We start from the raw sequence: 19334 nt of genomic DNA on the forward strand, positions 1-19334 counted from the left end.
GAGCCCGGGCGGGCGGCCCTTTATCCTTCCCGCGCGGAGTCGCTGCGGCGCGGATTGCCCGGCCACGCGAACCGGCGTCACGATGGAAAACAGGAAACGTCCGCGGAGGACCCATGTTGGCTTTCGGCGAGGTCCAGACCGGCCTCCTGCAGAACTCCGCCGCCCTCTCCCGGCGAAGTACCGAGCAGCTGATCGCCACCGCGGTCGACGATCGGATCCGGTCGATGGAGCGGCCGCTCGCCCAGACGTCCTCACCGGACCTGCTGGAGGGGGTGGACTGTCTGCTGCCGACCGTGTCGGGGCGGCAGACCCGGGGCATCGGCACCGTCGCCTCGCACGTCAACGTCGTCGCCGGGCACGTGGCCCAGGGCTCGGCCCGGGCCCGGATCACGGCGGTCCGCAACACCGTCCGGCAGCCCTGGTCGCACTACCTGGCGAGCCCCGGCTGCCTGGAGGCGATCGGGAAGCTGGATCCGGCGGACGTCGCGCGCGGCGTGCTCGCCGGCGGGCGCCGGGCCAACACCCTGGAGCTGAGCGCGATCGCGGCCCGGATGCTGGACACCGTGCAGCGCTCCCGGGACATCGACCACGCGCCGCCGCTGCGGGCGCCGCGGGTCCGGCTCCGGTGGACCGCCCGGATGGACAAGTCCGTCACCGAGGCCACCGGCGCGTTCACCCTGGCCTCCGAGGACCTCCGGACGCTCGACCTGACCCTGCCCGAGATGCCGCTCAGCGGCGTGGTGGCGCTCTGCGAGGACCTGGCGCTGCACGACTGGCTGCTGACCACGGTGCTGTCGGTCCTGGACGCGACGCTGGCCCACGACCACAGCCGGGGCGAGCGGGTGACCCGGCTCCAGCCGCTCCTGGAGCACCTGCTGCACCTCTGGATGCCGGCCGCGCACGTCCCGGACCAGCTGCTGCCGATCTGGGAGGCGCTGGACGAGCAGCCCGGCTTCACCCGGCAGTGGGACGCCGCGGTGGCCCGGGTCCGGGACCAGATCACCGTCGGGACGCTCGACCTGCTCAAACAGGCCGGCGAGCCGCGGCGCTGAGCCTGGTCACCCGACGCCGGGTCACCCGACCGCGACCGCGACGGCGGACAACGAGAGGCGGCGGGCGCCGTCCGGCCAGATGCGGCTGACCTCCATGCCGCGCTCCAGGGCGTAGGCGACGGTCTCGGCGGTGCCGCCGCGGGCACCCACCTTGTCGCCGTCCCACACGGCGATGAGCAGGTCGCTGCGTTTCACCACCTCGCGGCTGGCCGCCTCGTACGACAACGCCGGCGGCCCCGGCACGGTGATCCGGGTGACATCGGTCGCGCGGCGCAGCAGTTCGCGCATCTCACGCTCCTCTTCCGGGGCGGCGCCTATCTCCGGCACCGGCAACACCGCCTCGAACGTTCCCCGGCAGGACCGGAGCGCTTCCACGAAGATCCGGTCGGCGCCGTCGGCCAGGCAGGTGACGCCGTGGACCGGCCGGTGCTTGCGAAGTTCGGCCGCGATCGCGTTACGGATCAGACGGCGGGAGGACGGTTCGAGCCCGATGTGGCCCGTCACCCCGATGCGAATCATCGTTACCCCTTGCCCGCCGATGGCGTGCTCGTCGTGTTGCGGCCCGTTCATGCCGGGAACAATGCCCGGTTCGCTCCAGTGTCCGACAAACGGACGACTTGGAAGCCAGCCTCGCCTAGAATGTCCGGAATGTCACGGATTGCCGCCCGACACTTCTCCTGGCCGTCGGCCGGCAGGTCCTCCCAGTCGCGCAGATAACGGGCGCTCTGCTCGTCCACCGGCACGCCGCGCCGGCGCGCCTCGGCCTCGGTCGCCTCGATCCAGCGCCGGGACTCCCGCCTGGCCAGCGCCTCGATCTCGTCGTCCCGGAACCGGAAGATCTCCCCCGACCCGTCGCTCGGCACGATCGCGCAGTTCGCCTGGTGCAGCTTCGGGCCGATGTCGGCGGCCTGCAACCGGTTCGACCGGCGCAGCGACTCGGGCAGGTCGGCCCAGGGCGGGATCGCCCGGTGATCGCCCCGGACCTGGCCGGCGACCGCGTACCGCTCGTGGATCAGGCGGGCCAGGCGCTCGGCGAGGTCCTCGGCGATCAGCGCCGGATCGCAGCCGGCGGCGGCCGGGGAGAACAGCTTGAGCCGGCCGTTCAGCGGGTCCAGCAGCGGCGGCGGATGCTTCGGGCTGAACGCGTCGGCGAGCTCGGCCAGGCCCTCGACGGCGACCACCACGTCGCCGGTCACCCGGTGCCAGAGCCGGTACTCGGTGAGGGCGAGCTGCAGCCCGTACTTCTCGTCGGCGAAGAACACGAAGGCCCGGTCGTAGCGCAGGTCCGGGCCGTCGGCGAGCAGGTCGGCGACGGTCGTCTCGTACGGCACGATCAGGCAGGCGTCCCGCAGTATCGGATGGCGCCGGGCGATCCGCTCCAGCAGGCGCGTCGCGTCCGGCGCGACGAAGTCCACCTCGATCTTGCGGCCCGGCCGGTCCCGCCGCAGCCGCCAGTGCCGGGCCAGCTCGATCAGCATCGCCCGGATCAGCGGCGAGTCGCCGGCCAGCAGCACCCGGGGCACCTCGCCGTCCGGGCGGACGGTCAGCGGCTGCTGGGCCAGCAGCACCTGCACGGCCAGCTGGTCGATCTGGAAGAAGTCGAGCCGCTGCGCCCGCGCGTCGGGCACCCCGAGCCGGCGGGCCTGCAGGGTGAGCGCCCAGTCCGGCTCGTGGATCTGCGCGTAGATCGCCAGGTCCCGATGATCGGGGCCGGCCAGGCGGGCGGCGCCGGCGGCGATCGCCAGGTTGATCGCGCTCGACTCGGTGCACGCGTAGATCACCGCGGCGTGCCCGGCGGCCGCGCCGCGCAGCACGACCGGCTCGCGGGCGTCGCCCTGCACGCCGAGCAGCCCCCGGCCGCGCAGCTCCAGCGGGCCGATCGGCCGGGTCCGGACCAGCACCACCGGGCGGCCGGCCAGGTGCAGCCGCTCGGCCAGGGTGCGGGCGACCGCGGTGTCGCCGCAGACCACCACGTGCCCCCGCGAGCGGCGGGCCCGCCAGCGGCGCAGCTCGGTGGCCAGCAGCACCCGGCCGGCCTCGAAGAACGCGTACAGCGTGACGGCCGGCGCGGCGAACCGGGCGATCTGCAGCGCGAGCGGGATCTGCACCGCGTTCTGCAGTGGATCGGCGCCGAGCACGAAGAGCTGCAGCGTGTTGTACGTCAGGTTGAGCGGGTCCCGACTGTGCGGGTCGGCCGCCACTGCCAGGTACTGATCGAAGCCGACGTATCCCAGGACCAGCGCGGCCAGCCCGGTCAGGGCGAACAGCAGGCGGGTCGCGGTGACTCCCGGCTGGCGCTGCTCACCCCAGGACGACAGCGGCGCACGGGGAAAGTTGGCCATGACACCTCGACACGGGTAGACGGTCTTCAGTCTGTCACGGGGCCGTCACGCGCGGCTACCGGCCATCGTGCCCAGTTCGGCGGGATCGGCGTTGCCACCGGTGCAGACCACCGCGACGGTCCGGCCGGCGAACAGCTCCGGCCGGCTCAGCACCGCGGCCAGCGCGGCCGCCCCGGCCCCCTCGGCCAGGGTGTGCGCGGCGGTCGCCAGCAGCCGCCGCGCCACGCCGATCTCCTCGTCGGTGACCAGCAGGAAGTCGGCCAGCCCGGCCCGCATGATCCGCTGCGGCAGATCGAAGCCGCGGCCGGTGGCCAGCCCGGCGACCGTGGTCCGGTTGGGCCGGGCCAGCGGCTCGCCCGCGCGCCACGAGTCGTGCGCGGCCGGCGACGCGCTCGACTGCACGCCGATCACCGCGCAGCCCGGCGCGAGCGCGGCGGCGACCAGGCACGCGGCGGCCGCGCCGGTCCCGCTGCCCACCGGCACCACGATGGTGTCCACTTCGGGGGCCCGCTCCAGGATCTCCAGGTAGAGCGTGCCCACCCCGGCCAGCAGCTCCGGCGTGTCGCCCGGGCTGATCAGCCGCGCGCCGGCGTCGGCGGCCAGCTTCCCGGCGTGCCGCTGGGCGTCCTCCAGGGTGTCGCCGGTCAGCACCGCCCGGCCGCCCCACGCCTCGACCGCGGCCGCCTTGGCCGGGCTGGCGTTCGACGGCATGACGACCGTGCACGGCGCGTCGTGCAGGCGACTGGCGTACGCGATCGACTGCGCGTGGTTCCCGGTCGACCAGGTGACGAGGCCCCGGGCCCGCTCGGCGGCCGGCATCGCGTCCAGCAGGGTCAGCCCGCCGCGCACCTTGAACGCGCCGATCGGCTGGGTGTTCTCGTGCTTGACCAGCAGTCTCGTGCCGGCCGCCCGGTCCAGCAGCGGGTAGTTCCAGAGCGGGGTGGGCGGCAGGTGGCGGCGGACGATGTCGTGCGCGGCGCGGAAGTCCGCGAGGGTCAGCTCCATGCCCCGATCGTCGGCCCGGCACGACCCATCGGTCCAATGCCGGAATCTTGGCAGACCCATCGGCCAGATTGATAGATTGCCGCCATGCTCGACGTGACCCGCCTGCGGGTGCTGGTCGCGGTGGCCCGGCACGGCTCGGTCACCGCCGCCGCTCAGGCCCTGCACTACGCCCAGCCGTCGGTCAGCCACCACCTGTCCCGGCTGGAGGCGGAGACCGGCAGCCGGCTCACCCAGCGGGCCGGCCGGGGCATCCGGCTCACCGACGCCGGCCGGATGCTGGCCGAGCGCGCCGAGGAGATCCTGGGCCGGCTGGACGCCGCGGAGGCGGAGCTGGCGGCGCACACCGGGCTGCGCTCGGGCCGGGTCCGGCTGGCCGCGTTCCCGTCCGCGCTGGGCACCTTCGTGCCGGTCGCGGCGGCCGGTTTCGTGGCCGCGCACCCCGGCGTCGACCTGCGCTTCAGCGAGGCCGAGCCGCCCGAGGCGGTGCGTCTGCTGCGCAGCGGCGAGGTCGAGGTCGCGCTGACGTTCGTCTATCCCGACGAGCCCGCGCCGGACCTGGACGGGCTGCGCCACGAGCTGATCCTGGAGGAGCCGCTGCACCTGGTCACGCCGGCCGGCTGGGACGGTTCGACGCTCGCCGAGCACCGGGACCGACCGTGGATCTCCGGCTGCGAGCGGTGCCGGGGTGAGCTGCTACGGGTCTGCGCGGCGGCCGGCTTTCAGCCGGACATCCGCTTCACCACCGACGACTACGTCGCGGTGCAGGCGCTGGTCGCGGCGGGCCTGGGGGTCACGGTCCTGCCCGGGCTGGCCTTGGCCGCACACCACAATGCGGACGTACGGACATTTCCGCTGCCCACCACCGGCCGGCACGTCTACGCCGCGGTCTACGGTGACACGCCCGACCCGCCCGGGACGTCCGCGCTGCTGCGTCAGCTGCGGACGGTCGCGGGCTCACCGCCGTACCGTCGCGATTGACGCCGGACCGGCAGCGGCCCGGCGGTGAATCGCGTGCCGGTCAGAGAGCGCAGCCGTCGGCTGCCGGAGGCAGTGGCGCCGGGGCGCCGATCGTCGGAAGGCCGAGCGAGACGCCCTTGAGCTTCGGGGTGATCCCGGCCTCGAAGGCGTCGCCGGCCCGGGTGCGCCGGTGCGACAGCGGGTCACCGTCGGCGTTCAGGTGGTGCGGCGCGGCGTAGGTGATGACCGTCTCGACGACGTCGCCCGGGCGCGGGGTGAGTGGGCCGGTGGCGAAGTGGACCAGGCGGCCGTCGCGGGCCCGGCCGCTCATCCGGCCGGTGCTGCCGTCCTTGCGGCCCTCGCCGACCGCGACCAGGACCTCGACCTTCTCGCCGACCAACTTCTTGTTCTCGGCCCAGGTGATCTCCTCGAGGGTGGCGATCAGGCGCTCGTACCGCGCCTGGACGACCTTCTTCGGGATCTGGTCCGGCATGGTCGCGGCCGGGGTGCCGGGGCGGATCGAGTACTGGAACGTGAAGGCGGTGGAGAACCGGGCCTTGCGGACCACCTCGAGGGTCTGCTCGAAATCCTCCTCGGTCTCGCCGGGGAAGCCGACGATGATGTCCGTGGTGATCGCGGCGTCCGGCATCGCGGCCCGGACCTTCTCGATGATGCCCAGGTACTTCTCCTGGCGGTAGCTGCGGCGCATGGCCTTGAGCACCCGGTCCGAACCGGACTGCAGCGGCATGTGCAGCGAGTGCGCGACGTTCGGCGTCTCGGCCATCGCGGCGATCACGTCGTCGGTGAAGTCCTTCGGGTGCGGGCTGGTGAACCGGACCCGCTCCAGGCCCTCCACCTCGCCGCAGGCGCGCAGCAGCTTGCCGAACGCGAGCTTGTCACCGAACTCGACGCCGTAGGAGTTCACGTTCTGCCCGAGCAGGGTCACCTCGAGGACGCCCTCGGCGACCAGCGCGCGCACCTCGGCCAGGACGTCGCCGGGGCGGCGGTCCTTCTCCTTGCCGCGCAACGACGGGACGATGCAGAACGTGCAGGTGTTGTTGCAACCCACCGAGATCGAGACCCAGCCCGCGTACGTCGACTCGCGCTTGGTCGGCAGCGTGGACGGGAACACCTCGAGCGACTCGAGGATCTCGACCTGCGCCTCCTCGTTGTGCCGGGCGCGCTCCAGCATCGCCGGCAGCGAGCCGATGTTGTGGGTGCCGAAGACCACGTCGACCCAGGGCGCCTTCTTGACGATGTCGCCCTTGTCCTTCTGTGCCAGGCAGCCGCCGACCGCGATCTGCATGCCCGGGTTCTTCAGCTTGGTCGGGCGCAGGTGGCCGAGGTTGCCGTAGAGGCGGTTGTCGGCGTTCTCCCGGACCGCGCAGGTGTTGAAGACGACCACGTCGGCCGCGTCCGCCTGGGCGGCGCGCACGTAGCCGGCGTCCTCCATCAGGCCGGAGATCCGCTCGCTGTCGTGCACGTTCATCTGGCAGCCGTAGGTGCGCACGTCGTAGGTGCGCGGGTTGCCCTGCATCTCGGTAGTCATGGCAATTGACCAGGGTACTGCCATCGGCGCGGGAAACCGATCGGGCGGGTGGCCGTGACCTCAGGCGGCGGAGCGGGCCGGATCGCCGCCCGGGCGGAAGCGGGAACGGCCGCAGCCCGGGCCGGTGGCGCAGGCCGGATCGGCGCCGGTGCACGGGCGGGCGTGCCGTCGCTCGGCGCCGTCGTCGGTCTCCGCCTCGTCCACGTGCACGGCTCGCAGCGTGCCGTCCGGCTCGGCCAGCACGTACCTCGTCGGGTTGAGCGTGTCGTCCGGGAGCAGGAGCGCGGCACCCAGCCGGACCGCCACCGCGCTGGCGATGGTCTCCTCGGCGACGTCATCGGGCGCAAGAAATACATCGATCAGTGTCGGAAAGTCGCCACCGACGTGATAGACGTCGCACATCAATGCGCCCGGGCCGACGTCGGGCAGCTCGCCCACCGGCGACTCCAGCGCTCCGGCCAGCGCATTCCGCACCTGATCGGGCTCGATCAGCCCGGCGACGGACCAGTTCCAGAGGCCAGACATACCCACCATGGTGTCGGCACCTTTCCTCCCGCGCTCGCTGCGTTACGGCTCCGTGACCATTCTCGTCACCTTCCGATACACATGTCCCCCTAGGGTGGCTGCCAACGGAGGCCCGACGAATGGATGGACGCCGGGCGGGCGGGCGGGGATGGGATGGGGAACTAGGTGGCAGGCGCGGATCTCATCGTTCTGGAGAACGTCAACAAGTGGTTCGGCCCGTTGCACGTGCTGCAGGATGTCGATCTGTCTGTCGCACGCGGCGAGGTCGTCGTCGTCATCGGACCGTCCGGCTCGGGTAAGTCCACGCTCTGCCGGGCGATCAACCGGCTGGAGCCGATCGACTCCGGGACGATCACCTTCGACGGGACGCCACTGCCGGCCGAGGGCCGTCCACTCGCCAAGCTGCGCAGCGAGGTCGGCATGGTCTTCCAGTCGTTCAACCTGTTCGCCCACAAGACCATCCTGCAGAACGTGATGCTCGGCCCGGTGAAGGTCCGCAAGGAGAAGTCGGCCGCGGCCCGTGAGCGCGCGATGTCGCTGCTCGAGCGCGTCGGCATCGCCAGCCAGGCGGACAAGTTCCCGGCCCAGCTCTCCGGCGGCCAGCAGCAGCGCGTGGCGATCGCCCGGGCGCTCGCGATGCAGCCCAAGGCGCTGCTCTTCGACGAGCCGACCAGCGCGCTCGACCCGGAGATGGTCGGCGAGGTGCTGGACGTGATGACGTCGCTGGCCAAGGAGGGGATGACCATGGTGGTCGTCACCCACGAGATGGGCTTCGCGCGGCACGCGGCGAACCGGGTGGTCTTCATGGCCGACGGCCAGCTGGTCGAGTCGGCGCCCCCGGCGGAGTTCTTCGCGAACCCGAAGAGCGACCGGGCAAAGGACTTCCTTTCCAAGATCTTGACGCACTGAACAACCCGATGACCGGCCCCCAAGCCGATTCCAGTCACCACTGGAGCAGAGGAGAGAGTTGATCATGGGCATGAAGCGGGTAGCGGTGTTCGCCACCGTTGCGGCATTCGCCTTCACGCTGACCGCGTGCGGCAAGGAGGGCACCCCGACCGCCAGCGGCGACGCCAACAACAGCGGCGCAGCACCGGTCTCCGACACCTGTCAGCCCTCCGGCACCACCTTCACCGCGGACAGCGCGGCGGCGGTGGCGGGCAGCACCACCTTCGACAAGATCAAGTCGGCCGGCAAGGTCGTCGTCGGGGTCAAGTTCGACCAGCCGAACCTGGGCTACAAGGACACCTCCGGCAAGCGCTGCGGCTTCGACATCGAGATCGCCCAGTACATCGCGTCCAAGCTGGGCGTCGACCCGGCGAAGATCGAGTACAAGGAGATCCCGTCGGCCAACCGCGAGACGGCGATCAAGGGTGGGGAGATCGACTACTACGTCGGCACCTACTCGATCACCGACAAGCGCAAGGCGGACGTCGCGTTCGCCGGGCCGTACTTCGTCGCCGGCCAGGACCTGCTCGTCCGCAAGGACGAGACGGCGATCACCGGCAAGGACACGCTCAAGGGCAAGAAGGTCTGCTCGGCCACCGGCTCGACCCCGATCCAGCGGGTCAAGGACGAGAAGCTGACCGAGCCGGAGAACATCGTCGAGTTCAAGACGTACTCGGAATGTGTCTCGCAGCTGCTCGACAAGAAGGTCGACGCCGTCACCACCGACGACGCGATCCTCAAGGGCTACGCCGCGCAGAACTCGACCGACCTGAAGGTCGTCGGCAAGCCGTTCAGCACCGAGAAGTACGGCATCGGCCTGCCGCACGACGACAAGGCCCTGCGCGACTACGTCAACAACCAGCTGGAGGCCGCCTTCAAGGACGGCACCTGGCAGAAGATCTACGACGGCACGCTGGGCAAGTCGGGTTCGCCGGCCACCCCGCCGACCCTCGAGCGCTACTGATCCACATCGCTGGAACCGGGGCCGGGCGGATCTTTCCGCCCGGCCCCGGCCGGTGAGTCTTCCGCTGCTTATAGGGACGGGGCATGACGGAGTTCCTGAACGTACTGACAGACCACTGGAGCCTGTTCGGCCAGGGCTTCGGTAACACGGTGAAGCTGTTCCTGATCGCCGCTGTCGGCAGCCTGGCGCTGGGCGTCCTGCTCGGCGCGTTCCGGGTCTCGCCGATCCCGGCGCTGCGCTGGTTCGGCGCGACGTACGTCAACATCGTGCGCAACACACCGCTGACGCTGGTCTTCGCGTTCCTGGTCTTCGCCGCCCCCAAGCTCGACATCAACTTCGAGTACTTCACCGCGGCCGCGGTCGCGCTCACCGTCTACACCGCCGCCTTCATCTGCGAGGTGGTCCGCTCCGGCGTCAACACGGTCGCCCCCGGGCAGGCCGAGGCGGCCCGGGCGCTGGGCCTCTCGTTCGCCCAGGTGCTCACCGGGGTGGTGCTGCCGCAGGCGCTGCGGGCGATGGTGCCGCCGCTGATGAGCGTCATGATCGCGATGTTGAAGAACACCACCGTGGCGGCCGGCTTCTCGGTGGTGGAGGCCGGGGCCATCCCGTCCTACATGGCCGAGTTCGGTGAGCCACAGTTCTACGTGCTGCTCTGGATCACCATCGGCTTCCTGGTCCTGATCACTCCGCTGGTCGTGCTGCAGCGGTTCCTCGAGCGCAAGTTGGCGGTGGCGCGATGAGCTCTTCGGTTCTCTATGACCTGCCCGGCCCGCGGGGCCGTCGGCGCAACCTGGTCATCGGTGTGCTGGCCACGGTCGGCATCGTCGCGCTGATCGCCTGGGTGATCTACCGGTTCAACGCGACCGGCCAGTTCGAGTACCGGCGCTGGGCCCAGTTCGAGTACCAGGCCGTGCAGACGGAGCTGGTCAACGGGCTGCTGGCGACGCTCAAGGCGGCCGGGATCGCCGCGGTGCTGGCGCTGCTCTTCGGCGCGGTCTTCGCGGCCGGGCGGCTCAGCGACCACCGGATCCTGCGGGCGCCGTCGTCCGTGGTGGTCGAGCTGTTCCGGGCCATCCCGCTGCTCATCCTGATCTTCTTCGGGTACTACGTGCCCCTGCAGTACGGCTGGTCGATCAGCAACCTGTGGGCGCTGGTCGTCGGCCTCACCCTGTACAACGGGTCGGTGCTGGCGGAGATCTTCCGGGCCGGCGTGAACGCGGTGCCGCGCGGGCAGTCCGAGGCGGCCTCGGCGATCGGGCTGCGCAAGGGCCAGACGCTGCGGATCATCCTGCTGCCGCAGGCGGTCCGGTCGATGCTGCCGGCCATCGTGAGCCAGCTCGTGGTGCTGCTCAAGGACACCGCGCTCGGGTTCATCATCACGTACCCGGAGCTGCTGACCGTCGGGAAGACGATCGGGGGGCGGCTGGCGTTCGGGTTCCCGTACGTTCCGGCGTACCTGGTGGTGGCAGCGATCTACATCGGGATCTGCGGGTTGCTGTCGATCTTCGCGTGGTGGCTGCAGCGGCGGTTGACGCGGGTGCGGACCAGCGCGGCGAAGCCGTTGCCGTTGACCGACGTCGACCGGCAGATCTGACGGTCGCGCCGCCGGAGTCGCGAGCCCCCTGCGCCTCGCGTCGGCACGGGGCGGGGTGGGGGCGGGCGCGTAGGGTCCGGTTCGGGGGTTTGCTGCGCTTTTGGGGCGCAGCTTTCTCCGTACCAAATCGGATTTAAAGGTTTTATCTTGCTAATTCCGTTACGCGGGACTCGCGGACGACCGTGACGCGGATCTGGCCCGGGTAGGTCAGCTCCTCCTCGATCTGCTTCGCGACGTCGCGCGCCAGGACCGCGGCGCCGATGTCGTCGATGTCGTCCGGGCGGACCATGACGCGGATCTCGCGGCCGGCCTGCATCGCGAAGACCTTCTCGACGCCCACCTTGCCGCCGGCGATCTCCTCGATCCGTTCCAACCGCTTGACGTACGCCTCCAGGCTCTCCCGCCGCGCGCCCGGCCGACCGCCCGAGCAGGCATCCGACGCCTGGGTCAGCACCGCCTCGATGGTCTGCGGCGGCACCTCGTTGTGATGCGCTTCGATGGCGTGCACGATGTCCTCGTGCTCGCCGTACTTACGGGCGAGATCCGCGCCGATCAGCGCGTGGCTGCCCTCGACCTCGTGGGTGAGCGCCTTGCCGATGTCGTGCAGGAACGCCGCGCGCTTCATCGTCGGCACGTCCAGGCCCAGCTCAGCGGCCATGATCCCGGCGATGTGCGCGGTCTCGACCAGGTGCTTGAGCACGTTCTGGCCGTAACTCGTCCGGTACCGCAGCCGGCCCAGCAGCTTGGTCAACTCCGGGTGGATGCTGGTGATCCCGACGTCGACCAGCGCCTCCTCGGCGGCCCGGTCGCACAGCCGCTCCACCTCGTTCTTCGCCGAGTCGAAGACCTCCTCGATCCGGTGCGGGTGGATCCGGCCGTCCAGCACCAGCTTCTCCAGTGTCAGCCGGCCCACCTCCCGGCGCACCGGGTCGAAGCAGGAGAGCAGCACCGCCTCGGGGGTGTCGTCGATGATCAGGTTGACCCCGGTGGTCGACTCGAAGGCCCGGATGTTGCGGCCCTCCCGGCCGATGATCCGGCCCTTCATCTCGTCGCTCGGCAGGTGCAGGACGCTGACCACGCTCTCCGCGGTCTGCTCGCTGGCGATCCGCTGGATCGCGTCGACCACGATGTGCCGGGCCCGGGTGTCCGCGGTGTTCCGCGCGTCGGTCTCGATGTCCCGGATCAGGATCGCGGCCTCGCGCTTGGCCTGGCCCTCGATCGAGTCGATCAGCTCGGTCTTCGCGGTGTCCACGGTCAGGCCGGCGATCCGCTCCAGCTCGCGGCGCTTCGTCTCCTCGGCCGCCTCGACGGCGGACTCCCGGTTCTTCAGGCTGGTCTCGCGCTTGCCCAGCTCGGACTCGAGCGCACCGAGCCGGCGCTCCCGGTCGACCAGACGCTCCACCTCGTCGGAGTGCAGCCGCTCCCGCTCGTCGATCCGGGCGGCGCGGCGCTCGACCTCCGCGGCCTGCTCCTTCACCGTGGCGTTGAGCAGGGCGATCTCGCGCTCGCCGGACCGGCGGGCCGCGGTGCGCAGCTGCTCGACATCCGCCTCGGCCTGGCGGTGGGCGTGCTCGAGGATCGTGTCGGCCTCGCTGTGCGCGTTCTCCAGCACCCGGCGGGCCTCGGCGCGGGCGGCGGCCGCCTCGGCCTTCGCGGCGGCGGCCTCGGCACGCACCGACGCGGCCTTGGCATTCGCGTCGGCGACCTTCGCCTGGGCGTCGCCGACCTCCTGCTCCTGCCGGTCGTGGGCATCCTGCCGTTCGCTACGGAGTTGGCGCAGCGCCCGGGCGCCGAGCGTCAGTCCGGCGATCACCGACACGGCGAGCACGACGACTGCTACCACGAGCACCCAGTACAACGGGGCCATCTCCCTTCGCTGCCGGCGCGGTGTGCACGCGCGCGGGCTCTCTGCGGGATGCCCGACCAAGGCAGATGACCGGCTCACACGCTCCGCCGTAACGACTACCAGCTTCGCCTCTCGGAGGAGCCGGTTGCCGCCTGTTCCGGCTTCCAGACCGGGATTCCGGGGTGACTTTCGCCTCTCCGGTCCGGTTCGTCGGTTCTCTGGGGCCAGGCCGGCTCGGGTGCCCTTCGGCGCCTTCGACCGGCCGTTTCCGGCTTGCCTTCAGTACCCCGGCTCAGGCCGGGGTCTGGGGGCTGACTTCGGGTCCGGGGTACGCGGGCTCTTGCGGGGTCGCCTTCGCGGCCCGCTTTCGCCTGCTTTGCGGATTTTTCGGCTTTGCGGCTTTGGTGGCCCTGCTCGGTCGGCTTGGCGTTTCGCCCTTCGGCGTCCGCTTTGTCGGCCCTGCTCGGCCGGCTCGGCGTTTCGCCTTTCGGCGTCCGCTTTGGCGGGCGCTTTCGGGGCCTGCCTCGTCGGCGTGGTGGCCTGCTGCTCGGCCGGCCTCCCGTCGGTCGGCTTCGCGATGTTCCGCGTTGCCGGCCTTTCTGGAGGCCGATCCGCTTGCCCGGTCCGAAGCCCTGCTCGGGTCGGCGCTCGACGGCTGGTCGCTCAGCCGGCTGTGCCGGAGTCGCCACCTGCCGTTCCGCATCCCGTGCAACCTTGCGGCCCGCTGCGGGGTGGTCGTGTCGTCGGCTCGGTCGGGTGGCTCCCGGGGAGTCACGTCGTCCTGCCGGCGTCACGGCCGGGTCCGTCACCTGGTGATCGTGAACTAGCGATTGCTCTCGCAGCCCTCGATCATCCGGCGATTTCGCTCCGGTGATCGCTCTCCGGACTCTCGATCTTGCGATCGTGAACCCGTCGCGATCCCGGGGATCGTGATCGTCGACTGTCGATCATCGGCTCTCGCGATCGTCGACGGAGTGTGACAACGCCTTCGACGAAATCTCGTCCGTCGGGGCTCTGTCGGACCCCGCCGGCGATGGTGGCGGCTTCCGCATCCGGGTCGGTTGCTGATGGCTCGGATCAGAGTGTGTGGAGTTGTGGGGTCGACCGCTGATATGTCTCACCGCCCACCGCGCGGTCAGCGGCTGGCGACGTCTTCGGCGATCTTCAGCGGGCGGAACCCGCCAAGTGATGCCGTAATGTAATGCGATCTATGTTGTGTGTGTTGCTTGCGATGGTCGAGCAAACCTTGTGTAACGCGAGGCTAGGTCGCAAGTGCCGCTTCGGTCAAGGACTCATGATTCGGCAGCGGATGGGACGTAGGGCACAGACCCACTTACGCCCAGCTCACGATATCGCCCGGATATTTCCGATGTGCCGTAACATCGAGCGCTTCCAAAGCCGGTCTGAGCGCCCTGGCCAGGAGCCACGGGAAGGCTTCCGGCCATTATTCCGCGCGTCGGCAACCGGCCATCCACCCCACCGAGCGTGACGATCACCGGGTCGGTGGACGCCGATCCGGAGGTTCCCGTCGAAAGGGTGGAGTTCCTCACATCCGGACTATATAGGTCCGACGCCTTGAGATCGTCACCAATGCCACCTCGCCGGGCCGGGTGCCGCGGCACGGATCCGGGGCGTGCGGGGGTGGCCGGTCGGCCGGGGACGTCGGCTTGACCGGGTCCGGGGGGATCGGGATCGGTTTCTCTCCGCTCATGGGCACTTGTTACAAAGCGCAACCATGGCCAATCTTCCCTCGTCAGGCTGGGAACGTGCACATAGCGGGCGGGTCCGTCGGGGTTCAGGGTCAGCTGCTTCGGCCGCCGTGCCTCGGGGCCTGGCCGCCGCGCCGCGCCGGGTCCTGCTGCACCGCCGCCCGCGTCCTGCCGCCGCCCCGCACCCTGCCGCGCCCCGCCGCCGCGCCGTGTCCTGCTGCCGCCCCGCCGCGTCCTGCTGCCGCCGCGTCGCGCCGGCCGGTCGAAGGTGGCGCCGCGCATCCACGGGCAGCGTGAGGGCAGGCATCCGTTTGCCCGGACGGCCGCGCTCCGAGCGCGACCCAGCACCGGGACGGCAGAAGCCTGTGCCCGGTGCCGCAGGTGTCAGGCGAGCGGTTCCGCCTGGTCGGCCAGCGCGTCAGCGTCCAGGTTCTCGGCGAACTCGGCGGCTTCCGCGTCCCGGGCGGCCAACGCGTCCTTGACCGCACGGATGGCGACGCCCGCGGGATAGCCCTTACGCGCGAGCATGCCGACCAGACGACGGAAGATCGCCTCGGGTTCGCCCCGCGCGGTCCGGAGCTTGCGGTCGACGAGGGTCCGGGCGATCTCCGCCTCCGACTCGTCGTCGACGGCCTCCAGCGCCTCGCTCGCCACCTCGGCGTCCACCCCGTGCTGCCGCAACTCGTTGGCGAGCGCCCGACGGGCCAGGCCGCGCCCCTGATGCCGGCTCGACACCCAGGCCCGGGCGAACGCCGCGTCGTCGATGATGCCGACCTCGTCGTACCGATCCAGAACCTCGGCTATGACCTCCTCGGAGATCTCCTTGCGCGTCAGCGCCTTGGCCAGCTCGGCCCGGGTCCGCGGACGCGCCGCGAGCTGACGCAGGCAGATCTCCCGCGCGCGCTCGGACTCGGTCTGCTGCGGAGCCGACGGCCGACGCTTCTCGGACTCGTCACCGGCACCGCTGCCGAACCCGGCGCCGGCGCCAAAACCGCCGCCGGAGCCGCCCCGCCGACCGGGTCGGCCTCCGGGCCCACCCCGGGCATCCGCACCCGGGGTCCCGTCATCCGGCCCGTCGGCACCGGCCCGGGGCGGGATGGCATCCCATCCGCGCCCGGACCGGGCACCACGTCGTCCGGCCATCGCTACTTACCGGATCAGAAGTCGACCGGCGGCAGCTCGGGGCCGCCGGTGGCGTCCCCGGTCGTCTGGCCGACGCCGAGCTTCTCCAGGATCTTCTTCTCGATCTCGGCGGCGACGTCCGGGTTCTCCTTGAGGAACTCCCGAGCCTTCTCCTTGCCCTGACCGAGCTGGTCGCCGTCGTACGTGTACCACGCACCGGACTTGCGGATGATGCTCTGCTCGACGCCGACGTCGATCAGCGAGCCCTCGCGCGAGATGCCCTTGCCATACATGATGTCGAACTCGGCCTGCTTGAACGGCGCCGCGACCTTGTTCTTCACGACCTTGACCCGGGTCCGGTTACCGATCACGTCGGTGCCGTCCTTCAGGCTCTCGATACGCCGGACGTCGAGCCGGACCGAGGAGTAGAACTTCAGCGCGCGACCACCGGTGGTGGTCTCCGGCGAGCCGAACATGACGCCGATCTTCTCGCGGAGCTGGTTGATGAAGATCGCGGTGGTGTTGGTGTTGTTGAGCACGCCGGTGATCTTCCGCAGCGCCTGGCTCATCAGCCGGGCCTGCAGACCGACGTGGCTGTCACCCATCTCGCCCTCGATCTCGGCGCGCGGCACCAGGGCCGCGACCGAGTCGATGACGATGATGTCGATCGCGCCGGAGCGGATCAGCATGTCCGTGATCTCCAGCGCCTGCTCACCGGTGTCCGGCTGGGACACCAGCAGGGCGTCGGTGTCGACGCCGAGGGCCCGCGCGTAGTCCGGGTCGAGCGCGTGCTCCGCGTCGATGAACGCCGCGGTGCCGCCGGCCTTCTGCGCGTTGGCCACCGCGTGCAGCGCGACCGTGGTCTTACCGCTGGACTCCGGCCCGTAGATCTCGACGACCCGGCCGCGCGGCAGACCGCCGACACCGAGTGCCACGTCGAGAGCGATGGAGCTCGTCGGGATCACGGCCATCTGCGTCACCGGCCGCTCGCCGAGACGCATCACCGAGCCCTTGCCGAACTGCTTGTCGATCTGTGCCAGCGCCAGTTCGAGCGCCTTTTCCCGGTCCGGTGCTGCCACCATTGCTGTCACCCCTGTATTTGACTTCGCGTTCTTCGCCACGGCCGACACGGTATGCGGTGGGTATGACAAAAATCCTCCGCCCAACCGAGGGCTGTGGATGGCCGAGCCGCTGTGGACAATAGCCGAACACTTGTACGACATCGAGCGACACGCCAGAACAAGCGTACGAAAAATGGCTCAGTGCAGCTGGGACGGCACTCGATCGGGGTAGTTGGTCACCACGGCGCGCCAGATGGTAGCGGTATCGATACCCTGAGCAATGGATTCGTCGATGGTGCGGCCGCCCAGCTCCCCGAAGGCGTGATCGGCCGCGAAGCTGCGGGCGTAAGGCGCCCCGAACGCCTGTTCAAGGCGTCTCCAGAAGTCCGTCAATCGCACGCCCACGAGCGTACCCACGCTGTTCCGAAGTGGCTCGTTCCGTGAAGACGGGCACGCGGGGCCGGAATCGTTTGTGACCTGCCGCACCCGGGGCCGGGGCGGCAGATGAACGCGTTACGGACGCCTGATCGCCGCGCCCGACGTTCAGGCGGCGACGGCTCCGGCCGCGATCTTCAGGTCGTCGACCAGCCCCTGATAGGCGATGTCCCGATTGTCCGCGCGGAGCACCGCCGACGGGTGGATCGTGGCCAGCGCCCGGATATCGGCCACCGGGAAGTCCTCCGGATGCTCGGCCGAGCCCGGCCAGGCCATCAGCTGGCCCCGGGAACGGTTGACCCGGAACGACGGACCCAGCAGCGCCTTGCCCGCGGTCGCCCCGAGGATGACCACGAGCTGCGGCTTCAACAGGGAGAACTCGGCCACCAGCCAGGGCCGGCAGGCGGTGATGTGCGCGGGACCGGGCGTCTGGTGGATGCGCCGCTGCCCCCGCAGCTCGAAACGGAAGTGCTTCACGGAGTTGGTGATGTACAGCTCGGCCGGGTCGATCCCGGCATCGTCCACCGCCTCCCGCAGCAGCCGGCCGGCCGGACCGACGAACGGCAGGCCCCGCTGGTCCTCCACGTCACCGGGCTGCTCGCCGACGAAGACGATCTTCGCGTGTGGCGCGCCCCGGCCGAAGACCGTCTGGGTCGCGTTCTCGTGCAGCTCACAGCCATGGCAGTCGGCGGCGGCCTGCTTGAGCTCGTCGATGCTGTGCGGTCGCGGCGGCACCCACTGCTGCGCGCCGGCCGGAGCTCCGGTCGTTGGCATGTCCCCGTTTCTACCCGGATCGGTCGCCGGCGCGTCGACCGGGTACACCCGTCCGGAGGACACCGGAACGGGTCACCTCATCACGATGCCGCCGACCGGGCGGGCGGCGGCCGCGACCGCACGGGCGAGCGGGGGAAGGTCCGGTTCGTCGAGCGGGCCGATGGTGATCCGGACGCCGGGCGGCGACGAGACCCGGAACCGGGCGCCGGGCGCCACCGCGTAACCCGCGTCGCGCAGGGTGGCGACCGCGTGCGTCTCGTCGGTGACCGGCACCCAGACGTTGATCCCGGCGGCGCCGAACGCCGGAATGCCCTGCTCCCGCAGCAGGTCGAGCAGGGCACGGCGGCGACCGGCATAGGACCGGGCCGCCCCGGCGACCAGCTCGGTGACCCCGGCGTCGCGCCAGAGCTCGAGCAACAGCCGCTGCGACAGGGTGGAGACCCAGCCCATGCCGATCCGCATCCGGCCGGTGACCCGGGCGATCGAGGTCTCGTCGCCGGCCAGCACCGCGATGCGCAGGTCGGGCCCGAAGGGCTTCGAGGCGGAACGGACGAAGGCCCACCATCGGGTCACCGGGCCGATCACGTGCGGCGGCTCGGTGGCCAGCTCGGCGGCGTGATCATCCTCCACCAGCAGGAGGTCGGGGTGCTCGGCGAGCAGGTCCCGCAGCGTGGCGGCACGGGCCGCGCTGACCAGGGCGCCGGTCGGGTTCTGCGCGCGGACGGTGATCATCACGGCACGCGCGCCGGCCCGCAGAGCGGCGGCGAGCGACTCCGGCTCCGGACCCTCCTCGTCGATCGTGACCGGCAGCGGCCGCATGCCCAGGGCGGCGATCAGGTCAAGCAGGTTCGCCCAGCTCGGATCCTCGACGGCGACCGCGTCACCGGGCCGGAGATGGGCGATGAGCAGGCGCTCGATCGAGTCGAGCGTGCCGGCGGTGACCGCGATCGCCGCGTCGGCGACCGGAATGCCCTGATCGAGCAGCCGCGCGCGGGCCGCCTCGACCAGCTCCGGCATGGTCACCGCCGAGGTGTAGCCCTGCGGCGGCCCGACGCGCTCGGCGACCGCCCGGAGCGGCGGGCCGAGCGGCGGCAGCAGACGCAGATCGGGCTCACCGGAAGAAAGATCAAGAACATTTGCCGGTACGGCGAGACGGAGCGCGGCCCGGGTCGGTGTCACGGGTGGACGGGCCCGGATCCGGGTGCCGCGTCGGCCCTCGGTCTCCACCACACCGCGATGCCGCAGCTCCTGGTACGCCTTGGCGACCGTCGCGGGGCTGACGTGCAGAGCGCCGGCCAGGACCCGCACCGGCGGCAACGCGGCGCCGAAGACCCAGTCGCCCCGCACCACACCGGCCTCGATGCTCGACGAAATCTCGGCGGCGGTCTCACCACTGACCTGATATTGTTCTGCCACAGCGATGATTCTGTACTAGTACAAGGAGCCACGCA

The 19334-nt window shown here is 70.9% G+C and carries 17 protein-coding genes; 6 read left to right on the forward strand and 11 right to left on the reverse strand.

Annotated elements, in window-relative coordinates; all coding sequences use genetic code 11:
• Positions 1–113: 113 nt before the first annotated feature.
• Complete coding sequence (locus tag L3i22_RS46980; RefSeq protein WP_221323883.1) at positions 114–1052, forward strand: SCO2521 family protein; 939 nt, start codon at positions 114–116, stop codon at positions 1050–1052.
• A 21-nt stretch (positions 1053–1073) separates the two neighbouring features.
• On the opposite strand, the gene L3i22_RS46985 is transcribed toward L3i22_RS46980, so the two are convergent.
• The 3 genes from L3i22_RS46985 to L3i22_RS46995 are packed head-to-tail and all read right to left on the reverse strand — an operon-like array spanning position 1074 to position 4399.
• A complete protein-coding gene (locus L3i22_RS46985; RefSeq protein ID WP_221323884.1) occupies positions 1074–1571 on the reverse strand; it encodes a hypothetical protein in 498 nt (165 codons plus the stop codon).
• Between the two features lie 47 nt (positions 1572–1618).
• Positions 1619–3394 carry an NAD-binding protein gene (locus tag L3i22_RS46990; protein ID WP_221323885.1) on the reverse strand — a complete coding sequence of 592 codons (1776 nt, stop codon included), beginning with the start codon at positions 3392–3394 and terminating at the stop codon, positions 1619–1621.
• 45 nt (positions 3395–3439) lie between these two features.
• Entirely contained in the window at positions 3440–4399 is a 960-nt protein-coding gene (locus L3i22_RS46995; RefSeq protein WP_221323886.1) for a threonine/serine dehydratase, read from the reverse strand.
• Between the two features lie 84 nt (positions 4400–4483).
• On the opposite strand from L3i22_RS46995, the gene L3i22_RS47000 reads away from it, so the two are divergent.
• Complete coding sequence (locus L3i22_RS47000; protein ID WP_221323887.1) at positions 4484–5377, forward strand: LysR family transcriptional regulator; 894 nt, start codon at positions 4484–4486, stop codon at positions 5375–5377.
• Between the two features lie 40 nt (positions 5378–5417).
• Here the strand turns inward: L3i22_RS47000 and miaB are convergent, their stop codons facing one another.
• Together miaB and L3i22_RS47010 are read right to left on the reverse strand one after the other, a co-directional pair.
• Positions 5418–6905, reverse strand: coding sequence for a tRNA (N6-isopentenyl adenosine(37)-C2)-methylthiotransferase MiaB (gene miaB / locus L3i22_RS47005; RefSeq protein WP_221323888.1), 1488 nt, complete (start codon positions 6903–6905; stop codon positions 5418–5420).
• Between the two features lie 60 nt (positions 6906–6965).
• Positions 6966–7430 carry a hypothetical protein gene (locus tag L3i22_RS47010; protein ID WP_255657681.1) on the reverse strand — a complete coding sequence of 155 codons (465 nt, stop codon included), beginning with the start codon at positions 7428–7430 and terminating at the stop codon, positions 6966–6968.
• Positions 7431–7595: 165 nt separating this feature from the next.
• Here L3i22_RS47010 and L3i22_RS47015 point away from each other — a divergent pair, with 165 nt between their 5' ends.
• The 4 genes from L3i22_RS47015 (at position 7596) to L3i22_RS47030 (ending at position 10936) form a co-directional block, all read left to right on the forward strand.
• Positions 7596–8339 (forward strand): amino acid ABC transporter ATP-binding protein, encoded by a 744-nt coding sequence (locus L3i22_RS47015; RefSeq protein WP_221323890.1) that lies wholly within the window; start codon positions 7596–7598, stop codon positions 8337–8339.
• Between the two features lie 70 nt (positions 8340–8409).
• The gene (locus L3i22_RS47020) at positions 8410–9342 is read left to right on the forward strand and encodes a glutamate ABC transporter substrate-binding protein (protein ID WP_255657682.1); all 933 of its coding nucleotides are present in this window, start codon (positions 8410–8412) and stop codon (positions 9340–9342) included.
• Between the two features lie 83 nt (positions 9343–9425).
• Positions 9426–10082 (forward strand): amino acid ABC transporter permease, encoded by a 657-nt coding sequence (locus L3i22_RS47025; RefSeq protein WP_221323892.1) that lies wholly within the window; start codon positions 9426–9428, stop codon positions 10080–10082.
• Positions 10079–10936: an amino acid ABC transporter permease gene (locus tag L3i22_RS47030; RefSeq protein WP_221323893.1), complete on the forward strand. Its 858-nt coding sequence runs from the start codon at positions 10079–10081 to the stop codon at positions 10934–10936. The genes L3i22_RS47025 and L3i22_RS47030 overlap by 4 nt, the downstream gene beginning before the upstream one ends.
• A 142-nt stretch (positions 10937–11078) precedes the next feature.
• Here L3i22_RS47030 and rny read toward each other — a convergent pair whose 3' ends face one another.
• The 6 genes from rny to L3i22_RS47060 all read right to left on the reverse strand — a co-directional run bounded on the left by rny (position 11079) and on the right by L3i22_RS47060 (position 19299).
• A complete protein-coding gene (rny, locus tag L3i22_RS47035; RefSeq protein WP_221323894.1) occupies positions 11079–12803 on the reverse strand; it encodes a ribonuclease Y in 1725 nt (574 codons plus the stop codon).
• A 2072-nt stretch (positions 12804–14875) separates the two neighbouring features.
• Positions 14876–15634: a regulatory protein RecX gene (locus L3i22_RS47040; RefSeq protein ID WP_221323895.1), complete on the reverse strand. Its 759-nt coding sequence runs from the start codon at positions 15632–15634 to the stop codon at positions 14876–14878.
• A 14-nt stretch (positions 15635–15648) separates the two neighbouring features.
• Positions 15649–16695 carry a recombinase RecA gene (recA, locus tag L3i22_RS47045; RefSeq protein ID WP_221323896.1) on the reverse strand — a complete coding sequence of 349 codons (1047 nt, stop codon included), beginning with the start codon at positions 16693–16695 and terminating at the stop codon, positions 15649–15651.
• Between the two features lie 177 nt (positions 16696–16872).
• The gene (locus L3i22_RS47050; protein ID WP_221323897.1) at positions 16873–17073 is read right to left on the reverse strand and encodes a DUF3046 domain-containing protein; all 201 of its coding nucleotides are present in this window, start codon (positions 17071–17073) and stop codon (positions 16873–16875) included.
• 144 nt (positions 17074–17217) lie between these two features.
• Entirely contained in the window at positions 17218–17883 is a 666-nt protein-coding gene (locus L3i22_RS47055) for a UdgX family uracil-DNA binding protein (protein ID WP_221323898.1), read from the reverse strand.
• A 72-nt stretch (positions 17884–17955) separates the two neighbouring features.
• Complete coding sequence (locus L3i22_RS47060; RefSeq protein ID WP_221323899.1) at positions 17956–19299, reverse strand: aminotransferase class I/II-fold pyridoxal phosphate-dependent enzyme; 1344 nt, start codon at positions 19297–19299, stop codon at positions 17956–17958.
• Positions 19300–19334: the final 35 nt, after the last annotated feature.

The sequence above is a fragment of the Actinoplanes sp. L3-i22 genome, assembly GCF_019704555.1.
In the GTDB taxonomy this organism is placed as follows: domain Bacteria; phylum Actinomycetota; class Actinomycetes; order Mycobacteriales; family Micromonosporaceae; genus Actinoplanes.

Bases quoted from the DNA above. Each gene is read 5' to 3' on its own strand.
- L3i22_RS47010 (WP_255657681.1), bottom strand. From the start codon at position 7,430: ATGTCTGGCCTCTGGAACTGGTCCGTCGCCGGGCTGATCGAGCCCGAT.
- recA (WP_221323896.1), bottom strand. From the start codon at position 16,695: ATGGTGGCAGCACCGGACCGGGAAAAGGCGCTCGAACTGGCGCTGGCA.
- L3i22_RS47020 (WP_255657682.1), top strand. From the start codon at position 8,410: ATGAAGCGGGTAGCGGTGTTCGCCACCGTTGCGGCATTCGCCTTCACG.
- L3i22_RS46985 (WP_221323884.1), bottom strand. From the start codon at position 1,571: ATGATTCGCATCGGGGTGACGGGCCACATCGGGCTCGAACCGTCCTCC.
- L3i22_RS46990 (WP_221323885.1), bottom strand. From the start codon at position 3,394: ATGGCCAACTTTCCCCGTGCGCCGCTGTCGTCCTGGGGTGAGCAGCGC.
- L3i22_RS46995 (WP_221323886.1), bottom strand. From the start codon at position 4,399: ATGGAGCTGACCCTCGCGGACTTCCGCGCCGCGCACGACATCGTCCGC.
- L3i22_RS47040 (WP_221323895.1), bottom strand. From the start codon at position 15,634: ATGGCCGGACGACGTGGTGCCCGGTCCGGGCGCGGATGGGATGCCATC.
- L3i22_RS47000 (WP_221323887.1), top strand. From the start codon at position 4,484: ATGCTCGACGTGACCCGCCTGCGGGTGCTGGTCGCGGTGGCCCGGCAC.
- L3i22_RS47030 (WP_221323893.1), top strand. From the start codon at position 10,079: ATGAGCTCTTCGGTTCTCTATGACCTGCCCGGCCCGCGGGGCCGTCGG.
- rny (WP_221323894.1), bottom strand. From the start codon at position 12,803: ATGGCCCCGTTGTACTGGGTGCTCGTGGTAGCAGTCGTCGTGCTCGCC.
- miaB (WP_221323888.1), bottom strand. From the start codon at position 6,905: ATGACTACCGAGATGCAGGGCAACCCGCGCACCTACGACGTGCGCACC.
- L3i22_RS46980 (WP_221323883.1), top strand. From the start codon at position 114: ATGTTGGCTTTCGGCGAGGTCCAGACCGGCCTCCTGCAGAACTCCGCC.
- L3i22_RS47055 (WP_221323898.1), bottom strand. From the start codon at position 17,883: ATGCCAACGACCGGAGCTCCGGCCGGCGCGCAGCAGTGGGTGCCGCCG.
- L3i22_RS47025 (WP_221323892.1), top strand. From the start codon at position 9,426: ATGACGGAGTTCCTGAACGTACTGACAGACCACTGGAGCCTGTTCGGC.